Source organism: Lutibacter sp. (assembly GCF_013139515.1).
GTDB lineage: Bacteria > Bacteroidota > Bacteroidia > Flavobacteriales > Flavobacteriaceae > Lutibacter.
Genome location: NZ_WTAR01000143.1, coordinates 1 through 5,238, shown reverse-complemented (window position 1 = coordinate 5,238; position 5,238 = coordinate 1). Strand labels below are relative to the sequence as shown.

At 25.8% G+C, this 5,238-nt stretch carries 4 protein-coding genes and 1 pseudogene; 3 read left to right on the top strand and 2 right to left on the bottom strand.

The annotated features are described in order from the left end of the window. The 3 genes from GQ540_RS12360 to GQ540_RS12350 form a co-directional block, all read left to right on the top strand. Positions 1–199: adenosylhomocysteinase (locus GQ540_RS12360; RefSeq protein WP_291801548.1), on the top strand; the 199-nt coding region annotated here is incomplete at its 5' end. Between the two features lie 171 nt (positions 200–370). Beyond that, positions 371–2,935, top strand: a complete 2,565-nt coding sequence (locus GQ540_RS12355) for a DUF2339 domain-containing protein (protein ID WP_291801546.1) — start codon at positions 371–373, stop codon at positions 2,933–2,935. Continuing rightward, positions 2,925–4,151 carry a DUF3999 family protein gene (locus GQ540_RS12350; RefSeq protein ID WP_291801543.1) on the top strand — a complete coding sequence of 409 codons (1,227 nt, stop codon included), beginning with the start codon at positions 2,925–2,927 and terminating at the stop codon, positions 4,149–4,151. Before GQ540_RS12355 ends, GQ540_RS12350 begins: the two co-directional genes overlap by 11 nt. A gap of 289 nt (positions 4,152–4,440) precedes the next feature. Here the strand turns inward: GQ540_RS12350 and GQ540_RS12345 are convergent, their stop codons facing one another. After that, entirely contained in the window at positions 4,441–4,611 is a 171-nt protein-coding gene (locus tag GQ540_RS12345) for a hypothetical protein (RefSeq protein WP_291801540.1), read from the bottom strand. 171 nt (positions 4,612–4,782) lie between these two features. Beyond that, positions 4,783–5,238: pseudogene (locus GQ540_RS12340) on the bottom strand (hypothetical protein); the annotation flags it as partial.

Below are 5,238 nucleotides of genomic sequence, written 5' to 3'. Positions count from 1 at the left end.
AGCGCAATTAGAGTTATGGAATAATAGAGAAGCTTATAAGAATGAAGTGTATATGTTGCCAAAACATTTAGATGAAAAAGTTGCTCGTTTGCATTTAGCTAAAATTGGCGTTGAGTTAGAAACATTAAGAGAAGATCAAGCTTCATATATTGGTGTTAAAGTTGAAGGGCCATTTAAACCAGAATACTACAGATACTAATAATTTTTATAATTGATAATAAAAAGCTTTGTTACTATATAGTAACAAAGCTTTTTTGTTTTTATGAAACACAAACTAAAAGTTATTAATATTAAAAGTTAATTGTTAACTTTAACAATGTTATGTGAAAGTAAAATAAACATAACTAGCTGACACTTAATATCAAAAGACATGACTAATAATCAAGATCATATAGATAAGCTTCTAAATAAACTTGAACTACTTTTAAAGAGACAAGAAGATTTTTCAAAAGAAGTAAATATACTAAAGGAAGAAATATTCAAATTAAAAACAGCTGAAATAAAAATTCCTTTAGAAAAAGAAGAAGTAATTGAGGATGCACCTGTAGCTTCACCTGTACCTATAAAACCTCAACCAACATATAGTTCTCATACAGCATCAAAAAAATTGTATAGAAATGCCAAAAAAAGAATTTTTGGTGGTGTATGTGCTGGAATAGCGGATTATTTGGGTATTAATAGAGCTTTAATGCGTTTTATTTGGTTAATTCTTTCCTTCTTTTTTGGAATTGGATTTTTTGTTTATGTAATATTATGGATAGCAATTCCAAAAGCAAAAGCATCTCACTTGTTTAAGAGTCAAGCGGAACAACAAAAACAGACTATTACAAATGAACCCACAAAACAGACACTTCAAAAACCGAGTAGTGAATCAAAATCTAGTATTAATCTAGAGAAATTTATTGGAGAAAATCTTATTAATAAAATTGGGATTATTATAATTATAATGGGAGTTGCAATAGGTGCAAAATATTCTATTGAACACAACTTAATAAGTCCGTTAACTAGAATTATTTTAGGATATTTAGTTGGTTTGGGTCTTTTGGTTTTTGGAATTAAATTGAAAGAGAAATATTTAAATTTTAGCGCGGTATTAGTTAGCGGAGCTATGGCAATTTTATATTTTATAACATATGCCGCTTATAGTTTTTACGACTTGTTTCCACAAACAATTACATTTCTTTTAATGGTTGTATTTACAGTATTTACTGTTGTTGCGGCTTTAAATTACAATAAGCAAATTATAGCTCATATTGGAATGGTGGGAGCTTATGCAGTTCCTTTTTTACTAAGTGAAAACTCAGGAAACATTACGGTGCTTTTTAGCTATATTACAATTATTAATATTGGAATACTTGTTATTTCATTTAAAAAGTATTGGAAGCCACTTTACTTTTTCTCCTTTTTTCTAACTTGGTTAATCTATTATTTTTGGTATAACTCCAAATTTGAAATAGCTGAACAATTTGTATTCGCTTCACTCTTTTTATTCCTGTTTTTCGGTATATTTTACATTGCATTTCTTGCATTTAAATTACTTCAGAAAGAAAAATTTGAAATTACAGATGTCTTATTACTTCTTGCCAATTCATTTATTTTTTATGGAATTGGTTACCATATTTTGGATAACCACGAAATAGGAAGTCAATTATTAGGTGTGTTTACACTTGGAAATGGTATTTTGCATTTTATAGTTAGTGTTATTATTTATAAACAAAAACTAGCAGATAAAAACTTATTTTACCTTGTTTCAGGGTTAGTTTTAGTATTTGTTACCATTGCAATACCTGTTCAGTTAGACGGAAATTGGGTAACATTATTATGGGTTGGTGAAGCTGCATTGTTATTTTGGATTGGGAGAACAAAACAAATTTCTACCTATGAAAACATTTCATATTATTTAATGATATTGGCCGTTTTTAGTATATATCAAGATTGGTCAATAGATTATCATTTGAACCCTTATAATGATAGTAGTGTAGAAATAACACCTATTTTCAATATTCATTTCTTAAGCTCATTACTTTTTATAGCTGCTTTTTTCTTTATCAATAGTTTGAATTTGAATGCAACATATAATTCAGCTTTAAAAACTAGACAAGGGTTACAAAAAGTTATTTCGTTTTTAATAAACACGATTTTTTTAAGTACTATTTATTTAGCCTTCAGACTAGAAATAGCAAATTATTGGAATCAATTGTATGCAAATTCAATTTTAACAGTGGGTGAATATGATCAATATTTTAATTATGATTTAAAATCGTTTAAAACAATATGGATACTTAATTATTCACTCTTATTTTTAACAATACTTTCATTTATTAATATAGAAAAAATTAAAAACAGACAATTTGGGTTAATTAATCTTGGTATAAATACCATTGCAATTGCTGTTTTTTTAACTCAAGGATTATATGTGTTAAGTGAATTAAGAGAAAGTTATCTAGAGCAAACTTTAGCTGCTTATTACCAGGTTGGCAGTTATAACATTGTAATTAGATATATTTCGTTTGCTTTTGTTGCAATTGCATTAATTGCTTGTTATAAATACGTAAAACAAGTATTTATAAAAGTAAATTTAAAAAGAGCATTTGATTTGTTGCTTCACATTACTATTTTATGGGTTGTAAGTAGTGAGTTAATAAACATATTGGATATTTCAGGCTCACCTCAATCTTATAAACTTGGTTTAAGTATACTTTGGGGTGTTTATTCATTAGTATTAATTTCTTTAGGTATTTGGAAATCAAAAAAACATTTGCGTATTGGAGCAATTTCATTATTTGGAATTACACTTATAAAACTTTTCTTTTATGATATTTCACACCTTAATACTATTTCAAAAACTATAGTATTTCTATCGTTAGGGTTTTTACTTTTAATAATTTCATTTTTATATAACAAATTTAAACACGTAATATCTAATGAAGATTAAAATCACCGCTTATTTAGTATTTTTATTTTGCTCATATTCGTATGCTCAAATAAATGAATATACTTATAAAAGAGAATTAAATGGAGTTTCAAAGCAATGGCACAAAGTAGTTTTGACCGAAGAAATTTTTGGTAAAGTATCACCAACCTTTAATGACATTCGAATTTTTAGTATTACTAAACAAAAAGATACTATTGAAGCGCCATACTTTATGCAACTTCAAACTGAAAAAATAATTACAAGTGAAGTGAATTTTAAATTGTTAAATACTTCATACAATAAGAAAGGCTATTATTTTACGCTAGAGGTTCCAACTAATGAAGCAATAAATCAATTAAAACTAAATTTTAAACAACAAAATTTTGATTGGAAATTAACTCTTGAAGGAAGTAATAATCAAAAAGAATGGTTTACTGTTGTTAATGATTATCGAATTTTATCTATCAAAAATTCAGAAACAAATTACCAATTTACCAATATAGTTTTTCCTAATACTAAGTATCAATTTTTTAGAATACTTATTAAAAGTAATGAAAAACCAACCTTATCAATAGCTAAAATTGCATCTAACAGCAGTACTAAAGGAAGTTATAACAATTATGTTATTGAGAAATTTATAATCATTGACAAAAAAAACTTAAAAGAAACCGAACTTGAAATTAAATTAACAGCTAAAGTACCTGTGAGCTCTGTTAAAATTAATTTGAATGAAACTTTTGATTATTATAGACCGCTTACCATAAAATATTTAGCTGACAGTTTAGAAACAGAGTTAGGTTGGAAATATATTTACAAAACATTAACTTCAGGAACACTTAATTCTATTGAAAAAAATGAATTTAAATTTCAAAGTACGCTACTTCAAAAGTTAAAAATTAATATTTCAAATTACGATAATGAACCATTACTAATTGACTCTGTTCAAGTAAATGGTTATGTTCACGAATTGATTGCCAGATTTACTAAGCCGGCAACTTATTACTTAACCTATGGAAACAAAGAAGCAGTGAAACCAAATTATGATATTAAACGTTTTGTTTCAAAAATTCCAGATACGTTAGCAGTCTTAAATTTAGGGAAAGAGCTATTAATTGATAAAGAGAAAGTTATTGGTAAAGAACCTTTATTTAAAAATAAAAATTGGTTATGGACAGTTATGGCAATAATTATTTTATTACTTGGTTGGTTTTCAATAAAAATGATGAAATCAAAATGAATCGTGAAAAACATAAACTGCTTCTGCAATTAATACGTAAATAACTACAACAATAATAACCACATAAATTTTTTGGAGTTTATCTCTTTTTCTTTGTTCTAAATAATTTTTATGTTCTTTCATTAAAAATAGGCTTACAATTGGGGTTAAGTGCACATTGTACATTGTAGCATATAATAAACTCTTTAAAGTTTTATAGCATTTTACTCAAAAATAGTAAAATTGAGTTAAAAATCAAATGATTTTAATCATTAAACGTCTTTTAAAATGTATTTATTATATTTTGAACTTAAAAAGATCCTTCTGGTTTAAACATATAGAGTATGAAGTAAATTAGTATCACAATTACAATAGCAATTAAAATAAGACCAAGAATAAATAACATATTTTCTTTTACCTTATTATTTTTAGGTTCTAAATAAGGATGAAATTTTTTTACTCTTTTTTTATCCTTTCCCATAACTTAAATGTTTTTGATGATAAAAATTTGTAAATACGCTACTAATATAATTAAAAATATAGAATAATCGGTCATTTAAAAACCGTACGCCTTATTAAAGTGTACGGTTTAATTACATTAAAATGTCAATTTAGTGGGTTATTTATTTTGAAGTATTAAATGTATTTCTAATTAGAATGATAGTTTATAACTAATATTAGGTATTATTAGCGCTTCTCTAAATTCATCAACAGTATTTGTTTTGATATTATACCTATGTCCTTGAAATTCTTTAAAATTAGAGGCATTCAAAATTTTAAGAGACAGTTTATGACTTGTTTTCTTTTTATACCATTCGTAATTAACAGTAAAATGAGTTAATACAGCTGTTTTTGTTTGTGCAGTAAATGGAGTTGTTTCATTATAAATTACATCTTGTTCTATAATTGATGTAGCTTCATCAATTATAGTATATCTATCTCCACCTTGAATACTTAATTTAACATTGAAGCCAAGTAAGTTTTGTTTATTAGTACCAACTCTATATTCTTTTCCAATAAGTGCATTAAATAAATAATTTTTATTGTAGCGAGTATTAAACCACTCATCAGTATCAGTTTTGTATTGAGAATTAAAAATTGAAGCAGA

Coding starts and splice junctions, on each gene's coding strand:
- GQ540_RS12355 (WP_291801546.1), top strand. CDS start 371: ATGACTAATAATCAAGATCATATAGATAAGCTTCTAAATAAACTTGAA.
- GQ540_RS12350 (WP_291801543.1), top strand. CDS start 2,925: ATGAAGATTAAAATCACCGCTTATTTAGTATTTTTATTTTGCTCATAT.
- GQ540_RS12345 (WP_291801540.1), bottom strand. CDS start 4,611: ATGGGAAAGGATAAAAAAAGAGTAAAAAAATTTCATCCTTATTTAGAA.